Genomic DNA, 12,557 nt, shown 5'->3' with positions numbered 1-12,557 from the left:
ATTTTTATTTTTACCTGTTATGTAATAACATGATAGAATAAGCATTGTGTGATCATTCTTATTTATCATCAAAATTGGAGGAAAAAAATGTTTGGCCTAAAATCACGGGAAGACCAGTTCTTTAAACTTTTCAACCAAACTGCAGATCTGTTATGCCAAAGTACCCGGTGCCTGTTAAACCTTGTCTCTGATTTTTCTCCCGATAAGCTTCCCACAAGCATGTCAAAAATTACAGATCTTGAACATCAGGCTGATGATGTCACTTCCAGAATTATTGACAAGCTTAATCATACGATGGTCACCCCCATAGACAGAGAGGACATCTATAAATTAGCAACTTTTCTGGACAATGTGATTGATTTTATCCAGGGCGCGATTGAACGAATGGTTGTCTACAAAGCTTCCACCCCACCTCAGGGAGCCATTGAGTTAACCAAGGTTCTTGATGAATGTGCCAAAATCATTAAAGACTCGTTCAGTTACCTGCCGAATATCAGATCAGGCCGCCAGCATATTTTAGAGAATGTGGCCAAAGTGAGCGTTCTGGAAAGCGATGCCGACAAACTATACCGTAAAGAAGTCGGCCGCTTATTTGATGAAGAAAAAAATATTCTGGAAATCATTAAATGGAAAGAAATCCTGGAACATTTAGAGAACGCCGCTGACTATTGCGAGGATATTGGAGACTTCATTAAAGGAGTAGTGCTCAAATATGCTTAGTAGTTCGGTTATCCTGCTTGGCTTTATTGTTATCTTAGCCTTGGTATTTGATTATATCAATGGGTTTCACGACACTGCCAATGCTATTGCCACCTCAGTATCGACCAGAGCCTTAACTCCAAAAAAGGCCATCATTATGACGGCAATTTTAAACTTTGTCGGAGCCATGTACAGTACAGGTGTTGCCAAGACAATTGCTAAAGATATTGTCATTACATCGGTTGTCACTTCGGAAGTGATGATTGCCGCCTTGATCAGCGCCATACTTTGGAATCTTTTAACCTGGTATGTCGGCATCCCAAGCAGTTCTTCCCATGCCGTAATCGGCGGAATAATCGGTGCGGGAGCATGTAAGGCCGGTTTTGGCGCTCTCCAATTTGGCGGCATTTCCAAGATCATCATCGGGTTATTAGTCTCTCCGGTCTGTGGCATTGCGCTTGGTTTTCTGATCATGTCGGTCTTATATAAGGTTTTTGCCTACTCTTCCCCCGCCAGAGTAAACTTTGCCTTTCAGAAAATGCAGTTCTTTACTGCCGGATTGCTGGCTTTTAACCATGGTTCCAATGACGCTCAGAAATCCATGGGGATTATCACCCTTTCCCTGTTCGCTGCTGGAATGCTTCCCAGTATCGAAGTTCCGTTCTGGGTTAAACTGGCGTGTGCGATTGCCATGGCCGCCGGCACTGCGGGAGGAGGCTGGCGAATTATTCGGACGATGGGAGATAAAATATTCAAGCTTGAGCCGATCAACGGCTTCGCCGCAGATCTTTCCTCTTCCCTGATCATCTGGTCGGCTACAGCCCTGCCCGGCCTTCACCTTCCTGTAAGCACCACGCATGTTGCTTCCGGCTCCATTATCGGGGTCGGGATGGCCAAAAGAATTAAAGCTGTCCGCTGGGGAACGGCCCAACAAATGCTTATTGCCTGGGTCTTGACCATACCGTCCTGTTCTATTGTCGGTGCCTTAAGCTATTTGGTGATTTCTTTTCTGATGAGATAACAATTATCTTGATTGATTTTATTTGACTCATTAATCATGTTTGCCCTAAAAATCAGGACTGTGTTGAAACTTTCCGTTTCAGCACAGTCCCTTTTCATGAACTCAAGCCCGTTGGAAGACAACCGTTTCCTCCCTGCCCCAATAACTCGTTTTAGACAGAGGGGGTATATCCGGGTTTCTTATAAAGATTCTCCGGTTTTCCCATGATGTCGGTATTGTAGACTTGTTCTGTCCAAAGCTCTTTAGGGACTTCTTCTATGGCAACGGAAATGCTCCTTTCCGGAACACCCATGATTTCTTCCATTGCTCTTACAAACTTATCCGTCAGCTCAATTTTTTCTTCCTCAGTCTTCCCCGGCCATAATTTAACGCTGATATGCGGCATATTGAACACTCCTTAAGATTGATATTGGAAAAAAGTTATTCTTGTTTTCCAGGATTAGATTCTACTGCTACTATTCTATTTTTTTGCGGCTATCCCTGCCTAATATCCGCATCCGGTAACCATTGATCACAGTTTCACCCAAATGATCCAACAATTTATAGTTTGCCACAGCCCCCACAACCATTCCAATACCGGGGATGATTTGAAAAAATTTTGCCAGATCCATATAATCTCGATATTCCTGCTGAAAAGTCAGCCAATCAAAATCTTCAATTTTAGCGGGAAGTGTGAAAGAAAAGCTTTCCCAGTCGGAGACCTTCTCAAATATATCCGGTCTTTTGTGCCTGCCGGAGAAAGCCAGCTGAAAGAGGTAGAGAATAAAAAGCCTTTCCTCAAGCTTTTTCACATCAAATCCGTAAAGATATGCCGCATCAAACATGAATTTCATTTTCAGGCTTAAAAGTATCGGAAAATCGACCAGGCCGAGAAAGATGCCGCCTCCCCCTGTTCCTGCCCCGCTGGCCGCCGAGGCCGACTTATAGAAAACCAGCCTGTCCTTAACCAGCTGATCCCGTTGCTGTAAGGATTTTTCGGGATCAACCTCCAGCAGGGAAAGATATTCCGAACCGTTGAGAACAGCTTTTACCATATTCATTACCGCTGCTCCGATGATCTCGTGGAATTTCTGAGGAATCAGCTTGTTTACCCTGCGCTGGACACCTTTGGAAAGTCTTTCTCCCGGTGTGGGTCTTCTCTTCTTCATCTTTCGTTCCCAGACACTCAGTTCCCTGATGACCATTCTTTCGTAAGCATCCACTTTTTTTGACCTCTATTAATCACATTTTTGCAGCTCAGTATACATGCACCTGCAATTTTTATTCCGATTCTGGCAATATTATAATATATATTGCGTTAAAACGATATATGATCATTCCCGCAAAATTCAACTGCAGTTTGATGTTTAAAAGGATTGTCGCAAAAATTTACTCGCTCTATACAACAAGGTTCACGATTGTATAAAAGCCCGAATGTTAAAAAATAATAAAAAGGGTGATGAATATGGGGAAAAATAAAAGCACAAAAACTGATGGCGCTGATCAAGGCATAAGAAATCAGGAGTTGAAGGATCAGAAAAGAATTGCCAAAGGCTATTACAAGAAAGCACCGCAAAGTCCAAAATAACAAAGATCACCACCGGCAGGGAATGCCGGTGGTGATCTTTGTTAGATTAAATCTATTCTCGTCTCTTATTCATACCTCAAGGCGTCAATAGGGTCAAGCTTAGCGGCTTTGTTAGCCGGATACAGGCCAAAAATAATACCCACAGCCGAAGAAAATCCCAAAGCAATCAGAATTGTCCCCAAAGAGATAATCACCGGCATATTGAATAAAAGGGAAATGATTGCTCCGATCCCAATCCCCAGAATCATGCCGATCATTCCCCCCAGGGCGGAAATCGTAGCCGATTCCACAAGAAATTGAATCAAAATGTCACTGCGCCGGGCACCTATGGCCATGCGCAGCCCAATCTCACGTGTACGTTCCGTAATGGAAACCAGCATAATATTCATAATACCGATCCCCCCTACGAGCAGAGCAATCCCGGCAAGAGCGCCAAAGACAGAGGTAACGACCGTCAACATTGTACTGAACTGCGCTAACTCCTGTTCATTGGTCCGGACTTCAAACCCGTTTTTCACAGCGTGCCGTACTTCCAAGACACTGAGGCTTTGGACAGTCGCCGCCTTGACCTGGTCCCCGCTGGTCACCCGGACTATGGCCTGTTGGATTTCCTGCGTATCGCTCATTTCCAGCAAAGTCTTGATCGGAATCAGGACCGTGGATGCACCCATCCCAAACAGCCCCTTCTCCGGCTTGGTCACTCCGCAGACCTGAAAGGGGGTACTGTTGATCCGAACGGTTTTTCCTACCGCTTCCGCGCCCGGGCCAAACAGACTGTCCGCCATATTTTGGTCGATAACCACAACCTTGCGGCTCACCTGGTTTTCCGCTTCACTGAAAAACCTTCCCTGGCTGAGACCGGTTTGCTGGGCCTTCATATATTCCGGAGTCGTTCCCATCAGATAGCTGTTTTCTTTCTTCCGGGTTGTTTCCAAGGCCGCTTGAAAGTTCATATATTTTAAAGGGATTACGGCTTCAATACTATCAATGGAGTCCTTAAGGAGTTTACAGTCTTCCAGTTTCAGCTTGCCCTGCTGACCGTTGTCATTGGTTGTTCCGTACAAATAAAAAGAATTGGCCCCCATTCCCTCGACTGTTTCCGTCACTTTGCGGCTGAGGCTTTGCCCTAATGTAATAATAATAATCACAAACATCACGCCAATAATCATTCCCAGCATGGTCAAGGCGGAACGCAGTTTATTTACTCTGATTCCTTCCAAAGCCGCGGCAATCATTTCTTTGAATTTCATTCCCGTCCTCCTTGCTGCAGCCATTGTTCCAAAAGCTGCCGGGCATCCAGCGGGCTTTCCACTTTTTCGTTTTTGACCAGACTTCCGTCCCGAAAATGAACAATCCGGCCGGCGTGCTGGGCAATCTCCGGCTCATGCGTCACCAAAATAATGGTACTGCCTTGACGGTGCAGTTCCTGAAATAAAGTCATAATCTCATAGCTTGACGCACTATCCAAGTTACCGGTTGGTTCATCGGCCAATAAGATACTGGGATGGTTAATAATAGCCCGCGCTATTGCTACACGCTGCCTTTGACCTCCGGACAGCTCATTGGGGCGGTGGTCAATATGACTTAACAAGCCCACCCGTTCCAAAGCGGCCGCGGCCAGGGCCCTTCTTTCATTAGCGGCAACCCCGGCGTAAAACAAAGGCAATTCCACATTGCGCTGGGCACTTAGCCTGGGCAAAAGATTGAAGTTTTGAAACACAAAACCGATCTTTCTGTTGCGCACAGCTGCGAGCCGGTATTCATCAAGACTTCTGGTATCAACCTCATCCAGGAGATAACTGCCGTCCGTCGGATGATCCAGTAGACCGAGAATATTCATGAATGTGGATTTTCCCGATCCTGAAGGGCCCATTACCGCAATAAAATGACCATCCTCGACAGTCAAATTGACATCTTTAAGGGCATTGACCTTTACGCTGCCGGTCTGATAAGTTTTACACAAGTTCTGAATTTCGATCATTGCACACGAACCTTACTTCCGTCTTGAACCTTAGCCGAAGGATTCAGGATCACTTGCTCATCTTTATTTACTCCGGAAAGAATCTCGACCGTCACCCCGTCATTAATGCCTGTTTTGACTACGGTAAGATGAGCGATTCCTTCTTTAAGTACAAAAAGGCTCTTGCCTTCATTCTTTTCCACCAGTGCTTCAATGGGCACGACCAAAGTCTGGATATCTGCCGTAACAATTTCCAGATCGGTCTTAAATCCCGGCAGCAAGCGAGAATCACCCTCAACCTCAACCATGACAGGCAGGAAGGTATCCTGCTGATTGTTCTTGGTTTTCGTCACCATCTCCAGGCCGACTTGAGTGACCTTACCCTGAAATTTTTCTTCCGGAAAAGCATTGCAACTGATGCTGACCGCTTGTCCGTTTTTAATTTTACCGACTCCGCTTTCCGGAATATCTGCCTCGATGTTCAGTTTGGCGACATTCCCGATGGTCAGCAGTTGTGTTTTGTCGTCGATTTGATCACCTGTATTCACTGCGATTGACAGCACATAGCCGTCACAGGGACTGAGCAGATTTCTTCCCGCAACCTGTTTTTCTATGGCTTCAAGCTGTAATCCGGCCGACTCCACATTTGCCTGCAGTGACTGCAGTTGAAGGGGAGCATTCTGTTCAGCCTGCCGGAAATTAGCCTGAGCCTGATCATAGGCGGCCTGACTGTTGTTCAAGTCCGCCTGAGCTTTATCCAGATCAACCTGGGCCACTGCCCCCTGCTCCACTAAGATCCTGGTCCGTTCCAAATGATCTTTGTCCTGCTTATAGGTATTCTCAGCCTCAGTCAGGGCAGACCGCGCAGAAATCAGCGCGGTTGTCTGATCACCTGAGCGCGCCTGGCTGAAAGCCAGGTTTGCGGCTGCCAGTTTGGCCCGGGCCTCCGCCAGCTTCTGCTCGGCATCAATGATATCAATGTCCAGCAGGGCTTGTCCGGCCGTCACCTTTTGACCCATTTTGACATGAATGTTTTCTACTGTTCCGCTTGCTTGACTATAGACAATCTCCCGGTCGGCAGCAACAACATTTCCCGAAGCCGGGACCTTTTCCACCAGGTTTTTCTCACTGACCGGAGATACCGCAACCGGGATGACATCCTTATAATAGAACCGGTAAACATTCAACCCGACGATTAATAAAACCAAAAGGATTAAGCCGATCACCAATATTTTTTTCTTCAGAGAACGAGATGTTTTCATTTCTTTTCCGGTACCGAGATCCGAGATTTTCTGATTCAGCATCGTATTCAATTTGGAAAACTCCTTAATGATTTTATTATACTGTTGTGTTATTCAGCAAAGCCGCGACAAGGGAAAGAATGATCCAAAAAATCCCCAAATAGACAGCCAAGCCTTTCGCGTTTTTTTTGATCGCCGCAGATCCCCCTATCACCAGCAGGACCAGGCCCCATATATTGAACAGTTCGATCTGCTGCAGCAGGCGGTACAGGAAGCTGGACGTTTCTAAATTCATGAATAATAACGCTAAGCTGGCGTTAACCTGATAACCCGCTTGATATCCCATGATTTTGATCAGTCCGCTTGAGATTACAGCTTTTATGATCAGCGGAATCTCAACAAAGATCGCTACGGCCATGAGCTGCTTAAAACGGGCCTCTCCGACAGAAAGCATGTTGTAAAGAAAAAGCACACCCGCTTTGACTACCCAAAGCAAAGGAACGATAATGATTACCCCGATAACAGCGATTGGCGCCAGAACCTTCGTATACATGGCTATCTGCTCAGGACCGATTCCCTGCGCAATCATGATCTGTTCTGTATAAGCCACACTCTCCGGCAGAATGATCAGGGTTGCGATTAAATTTATCACGATTATGATCAGTCCCGGCCACAAGATCTTGGGGTCCTGTGTAATGACCTGAAAGGCTTCCCTCGGCGAGGTCAGGACTTTGCCAAACTTTTTCAGCAAAGATATTTTTGTTTCTTCAATTTTCTGTTCTTCCATAAAAAAACACCCCTTTTCTGTAAAAATTATACACTAGATTAGCCCAAATGTGCAAAGCTTACCTTTCATGGTCATACCTCTTTTCGGGCAAAAATTGCCATAGAGAGCCTGATCGAGCCATATAGAGCCAAAAGCGCGAGGATAAACACTATGCCAGATGTTCCGATTGTCGGCAGGAACGAAAGAAAAGGGAGTTCTTTTTGTGTTTGGGTCCCGCTGGAAAGGGCCATTGGCATACACGAAGCAAGAGCAATAAACAAAAGCATAAGAGGATATTTTGACTTCATATAGCCGAATTTAAACAGGAGCGGAAGAAGGGCGGCGCAAAAGATGAGCACGGCGGCAAGACACAATATTAATAGGTCAATATTGAAGATCACCTCTCTATAGAGGAAAGGATAGAATAGGGAAGCCACGTTCACCAGGGCCGCAACAATATAGAGCGCCAGTATGCCCATTGCCGCGGACAAAAAGCAGGATGCATATCTCGATCTCACAATGGATGACGGGGGTATCGGCATTGCCCGGAAAAATCTGTTCGATTTGGACAGTTCATCATAGTATAACGTGGTTTGGGCCGTCATGGTAAAGGCAAACAACGACATCCCCAACAGGCAAATCGTGAAACCCATCACCCCACTATCCCCTTGCCGCAGCAGAAAGGTATTTAAGAGGGCAAAACCGATCAGAACAAAGAAGTTGTTTCTCTGGTACATGAACAAATCCCTGACAATAAGCCTCAACATCCCGCTTCCCCCTTTTCGAAATAGAGCATAATGTCCTCAATTTTTGCTTTTTCCAGAACAAGCTGCCCCCGACTTTGTTTTCGCAAAACAACCGCTTCACCTGTCAAACCCTCAAAGCCAAATTGGGATTCCTTATAGCGCACCAAAAGACTCTTGATTTCCGCAAGCTGCTTTTTTGTTCCCTTGACGATCGCGTACTTTTCATTGATTTCGTCCTTTGTTGTGGCAAGGACGATTCTTCCGTTGTGGATAAAGGTGACATAGTCGGCGATCTTGTCCAAGTCAGAGGTAATATGGGTAGAAAAGAAAACCCCGCGCGCCGGGTCTTGCACCACTTGAGAAAGCTCGCCTAAGATTTCGCTGCGCACCACAGGATCGAGACCTGAGGTTGGTTCGTCCAGGATCAGCAGTTTTGCGTTATGGCTTAAGGCCACGGACATAGCCAATTTCGCTTTCATCCCCGTGGACAGTTCTTTTATTTTTTTATGTTTAGGCAGGGAAAACTTGATCATAAACTGATTAAACTTTTCCCTGTCCCACTCCCGGTAGAAACCTGATACCAGCCATTCAATCTGCTTGATGGTCATATTCTCCTGAAAATAAGTATCATCCAAAACAAAACCGATTTGCTGTTTAACCGCAATTTCGTCTTTAACATGATCAAGGCCAAACAGTTTGATGTCCCCCCCTTGTTTATGAAGGAGGTTCAGCATCAATTTGATGGTCGTACTCTTTCCCGCCCCGTTAGGGCCGACGAAGCCCATGATATACCCAGGGGCCAGGGCAAAAGAGATGTCTTGGAGCCCAAAATCCTGCCAGCTTTTTCTAAGATTTTTCACCTCGATCAGGTTACTCATTTCATATCCTCCCCAAATAGAATATCTAAAAGTTCCCGAAGATCATCCCGTGACATTTCGATCATTTTGGCAGCGGCTACTGCTTCAGCCAGCTTTTCCTCTACAATCTTCATCCGTTTTTCCCGCATCAGTTCTTTATTTTGGGCGTTGACAAAAGAACCGCGCCCCACCTGGGATACGATATAGCCCTCACGTTCCAATTCCTCATAGGCACGCTTCGTCGTAATGGAACTGATTTGCAGCTCGGTCGCCAGGGTACGTATCGAAGGAAGCGGATCGCCCTCCGATAACTCACCGTTCATCATCAGATTTTTCATCTGCGTGACAATTTGCTGGTAAATTGGGATATCACTTTGGTTGGAGATAATAATGTCCAGAGCGGTCACCTCTTCACACAAAAATAATGTATATATTTATTATATACATTATACTCTCTGTAATCAATAAAAATTTTTTTGCCTCCTGCAGGGCACCATAAAACTAAATCTTATCATTTGAAAATCCGAGCCAAACCTTCTGTTCGCACACTCTTTTGCCGGGAAAAAAACTACAGGCTCCGAAGAGCCTGCGTTTTCCGTATAATTAAGAGATCTTAATCCTAAATTCATCTAAGCAATCAGCAGACATATAGGCTTGTGATTGCGTGTCAACGATTACAATTTTACTTTGCATTTTATTTCGTATTCCACCAGTTCTCTGATCTTTGGCTCATCTCCGCATAAAGGACAATGATCCCTCTTCGGCCAGTTCACTTCCCGGAAGCTTGAACGTAAGGCATCAAAGATAAGTAATCTGCCGGAAACGGTTTGGCCCATTCCGGTTATCACCTTGACCGCTTCCAAAGCCTGCAGCGACCCGATCACTCCGGTCACCATACCCAATATGCCGCTGTCACTGCAGGTCGGCATAACACCGTTTTGGGGCGGCTCAGGGTAAAGACAGCGGTAACAGGGGGTTTGCCCCGGAATGATTGTCATCAAAATGCCGTCGAACCCGACCGCCGCTCCTTCAATCAACGGCTTTCCGTTGAAATAGCAGCAGTCGCTTATGAGATATCTGACCGGAAAATTATCCGTAGCGTCAATGATCACATCATAGTTGCTGATGACCTCTTCAATGTTATCAATATTAAGCCTGTCATGATATTTCTCAATATTGAGACCAGGATTCAAATTTAACAGCTTCTTTTCAGCGGAATCCGTCTTCTTCTTGCCTAAGTCTTCGGTAAAATGAAGAATTTGCCGGTTCAAATTAGATAATGTGATTGTATCGAAATCGACAATTCCGATATTGCTCACCCCTGCCGCTGCCAGGTAGTACAGGGCCGGGGAACCAAGTCCCCCCGCTCCAATCACCAGAACCCGGGCCGTTTTCAATTTTTCCTGCCCATCTTTGCCAAAGCCATCCAGAATGATCTGTCTGGAATATCTTAAGACATCCTGATCCAGAGAATCTGCAGCCATTGCTCAGCCTCCACCAATAAACTTTACGATTTCCAGATTGTCACCATTTTGGATGTGAATATTGGGCCACTCCTGCCTGTCAGGGATTTGATGATTATATTCAACAACAACCAGGCTGGGATCAATACCGGCAGAAGCAAGATAACCGCTTATTGTCAGGTGCTCTTCAATTTTTACTTTATTGCCATTAACGGTAAACATCTTTGTCCTCTCCGCCTCGATCTGATTTTTTACTGACCTCTTTTCTTCCACTCTTGCGCACTTTAATCCAAGCTCAGCTTTTCCCCGCTCATGACCTTGTTCATGGTCCTGACCGCGCACATTTTGCCGCACATCGTGCAGGAATCTTCATGCTCGGGTTGGGAGGATTCTCGATATCTGCGTGCTTTCTCCTGGTCGAGGGCCAAGTTGAACATCCCCTCCCAGTCCAAATTTTTTCTGGCGGTGCTCATCTGATAATCATGTTCCCTGGCTCCGCTTACACCCTTGGCGATATCCGCGGCGTGAGCGGCTATTTTGGCGGCGATGATTCCCTCTTTCATGTCCTCAAGATCGGGAAGCCTGAGATGTTCCGCAGGTGTTACATAACAAAGGAAATCAGCGCCGCTTGAGGCTGCGATCGCTCCCCCGATGGCACTGGTGATATGATCATAGCCGGGGGCAATATCCGTGACAATAGGTCCCAAAACATAGAAAGGCGCATGATGACAGAGCCTTTTCTGCAGAACCATATTCGCCTGAATCTCATTGATGGCCATGTGCCCGGGACCTTCCACCATCACCTGGACATCCTTCTTCCAGGCTTCCTTGGTCAGTTCCCCAAGGGTAATTAACTCCTCGACCTGGCAGGCATCGGTAGAATCGTTGATGCTTCCGGGCCTGCAGGCATCACCAAGGCTGATGGTGACATCATATGCTCTGAGGATATCCAGAACTTTGTCATAGTGTTCGTAGAAGGGATTTTCATTGCCGGTCAGTTCCATCCAGGCATAGAGCAGGGAACCGCCGCGGGATACAATGTTTGTCAGGCGGCCGTTTTTCTTCAGTCTTTCGGCCGTCTTGCGGTTGATACCGGCATGAATGGTCATAAAATCAACACCGTCCTCGGCATGAACCCGCAATACATCAATCAGCTCCTCAGCCTTAATTTCCCCCAGGTCTTTTTCCAAATGCCCGATCGCATCATACATCGGAACCGTCCCGATCATTGCTTTGGACATGCCGACAAGTTTACGGCGGAATTCTCTTGTTTTGCCATAAGAGCTTAGGTCCATAATGGCTTCCGCTCCCATTTCAATCGCCTTGACTGCCTTTTCAATTTCAAATTTAAATTCCCTGCAATCTCTGGATATCCCAAGATTCACATTAATCTTGGTTTTCAGCCCTTCACCAACCCCTTCGTGATCCAAGGAAAGGTGATGAATATTGGATGGAATGACAATTCTTCCTTCCGCCATAAGCGCCATCAGCTTAGGCGTATCCATGCCTTCTTTCGCTGCGACTTTTTTCATTTGTTCTGTCAGAATGCCTTTTTTGGCTGCTTCCATCTGTGTTTTGTACGTCATCATGATTCTCCTTTTAAAATATTTCTTATCGCGTTTACTCTCTCTTCGATATTTTCCGCCCCCACGATCTCTGTGACCAGAGAGATGCACTTTGCGCCTTTTGCTTTGACCTGAGCAAGATTGTGGAGTTTAATCCCGCCTATGGCCACCATTGGAATGTGAATATTCTGCACAGCGTATTCCAAGTACTCCAGGCCAACAGGCTGACAGACATCTTTTTTCGTAAAGGTTTGGAAAAGCGGTCCGACCCCGATATAATCCGCTCCGTCCAGAACAGCCTTTTGAGCCTGTTGGGGAGAGTGAGTCGAAAGCCCGATCAACATCCCTTCCCCTACCAGCCTTCTGACCGCGGGCAGAGGCAGATCATCCTGTCCCACATGTACTCCATCCGCTTCGACACTGATCGCCAGATCAATATGGTCATTGACGATCAATGTGGCCCCTCGCTCAGCCGTCATCTCCCTTAATTTGATGCATTGACGATATTTTTCCAGCATGGATTTGTCTTTTTCCCGGTATTGAAACAGCTTGATTCCGGCATCAAGCATTCTGGCGACGACTTCGACATTATCTCTTCCCCGGGAATGCTCTTCTGCGGTGATCCCGTAAATATCCGTATCAGGGAAAACCGGTCTTGTCCGACTTGTCATC

At 46.2% G+C, this 12,557-nt stretch carries 16 protein-coding genes; 3 read left to right on the top strand and 13 right to left on the bottom strand.

What is annotated here, in order from left to right:
• Window positions 1-87 precede the first annotated feature (87 nt).
• Both SGLY_RS08310 and SGLY_RS08305 read left to right on the top strand, forming a co-directional pair.
• Window positions 88-720, top strand: a complete 633-nt coding sequence (locus SGLY_RS08310) for a DUF47 domain-containing protein (RefSeq protein WP_013624837.1) — start codon at window positions 88-90, stop codon at window positions 718-720.
• Window positions 713-1,720, top strand: a complete 1,008-nt coding sequence (locus SGLY_RS08305; RefSeq protein ID WP_013624836.1) for an inorganic phosphate transporter — start codon at window positions 713-715, stop codon at window positions 1,718-1,720. The genes SGLY_RS08310 and SGLY_RS08305 overlap by 8 nt, the downstream gene beginning before the upstream one ends.
• 151 nt (window positions 1,721-1,871) lie before the next feature.
• Here SGLY_RS08305 and SGLY_RS08300 read toward each other — a convergent pair whose 3' ends face one another.
• A complete protein-coding gene (locus SGLY_RS08300; protein ID WP_013624834.1) occupies window positions 1,872-2,105 on the bottom strand; it encodes a tautomerase family protein in 234 nt (77 codons plus the stop codon).
• 70 nt (window positions 2,106-2,175) lie between these two features.
• Window positions 2,176-2,922 carry an EcsC family protein gene (locus SGLY_RS08295; RefSeq protein WP_013624833.1) on the bottom strand — a complete coding sequence of 249 codons (747 nt, stop codon included), beginning with the start codon at window positions 2,920-2,922 and terminating at the stop codon, window positions 2,176-2,178.
• A gap of 242 nt (window positions 2,923-3,164) precedes the next feature.
• On the opposite strand from SGLY_RS08295, the gene SGLY_RS18525 reads away from it, so the two are divergent.
• Window positions 3,165-3,287, top strand: a complete 123-nt coding sequence (locus tag SGLY_RS18525) for a hypothetical protein (RefSeq protein ID WP_013624832.1) — start codon at window positions 3,165-3,167, stop codon at window positions 3,285-3,287.
• A 65-nt stretch (window positions 3,288-3,352) separates the two neighbouring features.
• Here the strand turns inward: SGLY_RS18525 and SGLY_RS08290 are convergent, their stop codons facing one another.
• The 11 genes from SGLY_RS08290 to thiE form a co-directional block, all read right to left on the bottom strand.
• Window positions 3,353-4,537 carry an ABC transporter permease gene (locus SGLY_RS08290; protein WP_013624831.1) on the bottom strand — a complete coding sequence of 395 codons (1,185 nt, stop codon included), beginning with the start codon at window positions 4,535-4,537 and terminating at the stop codon, window positions 3,353-3,355.
• The gene (locus SGLY_RS08285; protein ID WP_013624830.1) at window positions 4,534-5,268 is read right to left on the bottom strand and encodes an ABC transporter ATP-binding protein; all 735 of its coding nucleotides are present in this window, start codon (window positions 5,266-5,268) and stop codon (window positions 4,534-4,536) included. Before SGLY_RS08285 ends, SGLY_RS08290 begins: the two co-directional genes overlap by 4 nt.
• Entirely contained in the window at window positions 5,265-6,551 is a 1,287-nt protein-coding gene (locus tag SGLY_RS08280; protein WP_242823021.1) for an efflux RND transporter periplasmic adaptor subunit, read from the bottom strand. The genes SGLY_RS08285 and SGLY_RS08280 overlap by 4 nt, the downstream gene beginning before the upstream one ends.
• A 34-nt stretch (window positions 6,552-6,585) precedes the next feature.
• On the bottom strand, window positions 6,586-7,275 hold the full coding sequence (locus SGLY_RS08275) for a YIP1 family protein (protein ID WP_013624828.1): 690 nt from the start codon (window positions 7,273-7,275) through the stop codon (window positions 6,586-6,588).
• 71 nt (window positions 7,276-7,346) lie between these two features.
• Window positions 7,347-8,021 carry an ABC-2 transporter permease gene (locus tag SGLY_RS08270; RefSeq protein ID WP_013624827.1) on the bottom strand — a complete coding sequence of 225 codons (675 nt, stop codon included), beginning with the start codon at window positions 8,019-8,021 and terminating at the stop codon, window positions 7,347-7,349.
• Window positions 8,015-8,878: an ABC transporter ATP-binding protein gene (locus SGLY_RS08265; RefSeq protein WP_013624826.1), complete on the bottom strand. Its 864-nt coding sequence runs from the start codon at window positions 8,876-8,878 to the stop codon at window positions 8,015-8,017. The genes SGLY_RS08270 and SGLY_RS08265 overlap by 7 nt, the downstream gene beginning before the upstream one ends.
• Window positions 8,875-9,264, bottom strand: a complete 390-nt coding sequence (locus SGLY_RS08260) for a GntR family transcriptional regulator (RefSeq protein WP_013624825.1) — start codon at window positions 9,262-9,264, stop codon at window positions 8,875-8,877. The genes SGLY_RS08265 and SGLY_RS08260 overlap by 4 nt, the downstream gene beginning before the upstream one ends.
• A 267-nt stretch (window positions 9,265-9,531) precedes the next feature.
• Window positions 9,532-10,341, bottom strand: a complete 810-nt coding sequence (locus SGLY_RS08255; RefSeq protein ID WP_013624824.1) for a HesA/MoeB/ThiF family protein — start codon at window positions 10,339-10,341, stop codon at window positions 9,532-9,534.
• Between the two features lie 3 nt (window positions 10,342-10,344).
• The gene (thiS, locus tag SGLY_RS08250) at window positions 10,345-10,542 is read right to left on the bottom strand and encodes a sulfur carrier protein ThiS (protein WP_013624823.1); all 198 of its coding nucleotides are present in this window, start codon (window positions 10,540-10,542) and stop codon (window positions 10,345-10,347) included.
• A 62-nt stretch (window positions 10,543-10,604) separates the two neighbouring features.
• Window positions 10,605-11,906, bottom strand: a complete 1,302-nt coding sequence (gene thiC, locus SGLY_RS08245) for a phosphomethylpyrimidine synthase ThiC (RefSeq protein WP_013624822.1) — start codon at window positions 11,904-11,906, stop codon at window positions 10,605-10,607.
• Window positions 11,906-12,556, bottom strand: a complete 651-nt coding sequence (gene thiE / locus SGLY_RS08240; RefSeq protein ID WP_013624821.1) for a thiamine phosphate synthase — start codon at window positions 12,554-12,556, stop codon at window positions 11,906-11,908. The genes thiC and thiE overlap by 1 nt, the downstream gene beginning before the upstream one ends.
• Window position 12,557: the final 1 nt, after the last annotated feature.

Origin of the sequence: Syntrophobotulus glycolicus DSM 8271 (genome assembly GCF_000190635.1) — a bacterium.
Taxonomy (GTDB): Bacteria; Bacillota; Desulfitobacteriia; order Desulfitobacteriales; family Syntrophobotulaceae; genus Syntrophobotulus; species Syntrophobotulus glycolicus.
Note: the sequence above shows the minus strand (reverse complement) of the source record. Positions and strands in the feature narration are given on the sequence as shown.

Excerpts from the sequence above, each read along its gene's own strand:
- SGLY_RS08310 (WP_013624837.1), top strand. The coding sequence starts at position 88 with ATGTTTGGCCTAAAATCACGGGAAGACCAGTTCTTTAAACTTTTCAAC.
- SGLY_RS08305 (WP_013624836.1), top strand. The coding sequence starts at position 713 with ATGCTTAGTAGTTCGGTTATCCTGCTTGGCTTTATTGTTATCTTAGCC.
- SGLY_RS08300 (WP_013624834.1), bottom strand. The coding sequence starts at position 2,105 with ATGCCGCATATCAGCGTTAAATTATGGCCGGGGAAGACTGAGGAAGAA.
- SGLY_RS18525 (WP_013624832.1), top strand. The coding sequence starts at position 3,165 with ATGGGGAAAAATAAAAGCACAAAAACTGATGGCGCTGATCAAGGCATA.
- SGLY_RS08290 (WP_013624831.1), bottom strand. The coding sequence starts at position 4,537 with ATGAAATTCAAAGAAATGATTGCCGCGGCTTTGGAAGGAATCAGAGTA.
- SGLY_RS08285 (WP_013624830.1), bottom strand. The coding sequence starts at position 5,268 with ATGATCGAAATTCAGAACTTGTGTAAAACTTATCAGACCGGCAGCGTA.
- SGLY_RS08280 (WP_242823021.1), bottom strand. The coding sequence starts at position 6,551 with ATGCTGAATCAGAAAATCTCGGATCTCGGTACCGGAAAAGAAATGAAA.
- SGLY_RS08275 (WP_013624828.1), bottom strand. The coding sequence starts at position 7,275 with ATGGAAGAACAGAAAATTGAAGAAACAAAAATATCTTTGCTGAAAAAG.
- SGLY_RS08270 (WP_013624827.1), bottom strand. The coding sequence starts at position 8,021 with ATGTTGAGGCTTATTGTCAGGGATTTGTTCATGTACCAGAGAAACAAC.
- SGLY_RS08265 (WP_013624826.1), bottom strand. The coding sequence starts at position 8,878 with ATGAGTAACCTGATCGAGGTGAAAAATCTTAGAAAAAGCTGGCAGGAT.
- SGLY_RS08255 (WP_013624824.1), bottom strand. The coding sequence starts at position 10,341 with ATGGCTGCAGATTCTCTGGATCAGGATGTCTTAAGATATTCCAGACAG.
- thiS (WP_013624823.1), bottom strand. The coding sequence starts at position 10,542 with ATGTTTACCGTTAATGGCAATAAAGTAAAAATTGAAGAGCACCTGACA.
- thiC (WP_013624822.1), bottom strand. The coding sequence starts at position 11,906 with ATGACGTACAAAACACAGATGGAAGCAGCCAAAAAAGGCATTCTGACA.
- thiE (WP_013624821.1), bottom strand. The coding sequence starts at position 12,556 with ATGACAAGTCGGACAAGACCGGTTTTCCCTGATACGGATATTTACGGG.